The following is a 1049-nucleotide window of genomic DNA, read 5'->3' on the forward strand; positions in this document are numbered from 1 at the left end:
GAATAAAAGCCATTACTACTGTGATATGAAATCACATAAGTAGTGTTGGCCGTCACAGGCACAGGAGAAGCAAATGATACCTCCTGCCAGCCTGAGGCTGTTTCACTGTTAAACACAGCCTCAGCAAGAAGGTTTCCGTTCCGACTGTAAAGCTGGCCCGTATGTGTCCCCGTATTCCCTGTTTCTTTATAAAAACGAACCCCGGTGACATAACCATCTATCGAACTTCTAAATTTCATTCCCAGCTGTAAGGGTGCTCCTTCATAAAATCCACCGCTAGGGGCATCGTCAGGATTAAATACCGTGCAGGGGCAGGCGAAACTGGCCGGGTCGGGAGTGACAGAAATAAGCACTTCAGCAGAGGTGGTTTCCCTTCCTTTGTCATCTGTTGCCTTTGCTGTAATACTGTAATTCCCTGCCGCTACATTCTGCCAGCTAAAGCTATAGGGACTGGAAGTATCTTCTCCTATTAAGGTACTTCCCTGGAAGAATTCCACTTTGGCAACAGCACCATCCGGATCTGAAGCTGATGCATCCAAACTTATCATGGCAGGAGCCTCAAAAGAACTCCCCCCTGCAGGTGAGGTCAAACTCACCTCGGGAGGAAGGTTCACCAGGGCAGTGGTGTTAAATACAACATCTACCCAGTAGTTACTACTCTGATAATTCTGTGTAGGAAAAGAGGGGGTGGTGCTATAAGTGTATACTCCGTTGGCGCCATCTACTCCTGTTTGAAGCCCGGTCAGGGGACCATTCTCCGCAGCAGAGGAAAAGTAGGGATTATCAGCCGAGTAAAATCCCCCACTGCTATGGTAGGAAACCACATAAGTGGTTCCTGCCGTAACCGGTACCGCAGAAGAAAAAGCCACCTCCTGCCAGCCAGAAGACGTCTCGTTGGAGAAAACAGCTTCCGCCAATAAATTCCCGTTGCGGCTATAAAGCTGCCCAGTATGGACGCCTGTATTTCCCGACTGCTTGTAAAAACGCACTCCAGTAATAAACCCGTTTTCTGAACTGCGGAATTTCATTCCCACTTGTAAGGGGGAACC

General features: G+C 48.6%; 1 protein-coding gene. It reads right to left on the reverse strand.

All coding sequences use genetic code 11. The annotated features are described in order from the left end of the window. On the reverse strand, positions 1-1028 hold a 1028-nt coding region (locus tag IE056_RS18305), incomplete at its 3' end, for a DUF4082 domain-containing protein (RefSeq protein WP_229793822.1). Between the last annotated feature and the right edge of the window lie 21 nt (positions 1029-1049).

This window comes from Salinimicrobium marinum (genome assembly GCF_014651535.1).
GTDB lineage: Bacteria > Bacteroidota > Bacteroidia > Flavobacteriales > Flavobacteriaceae > Salinimicrobium > Salinimicrobium marinum.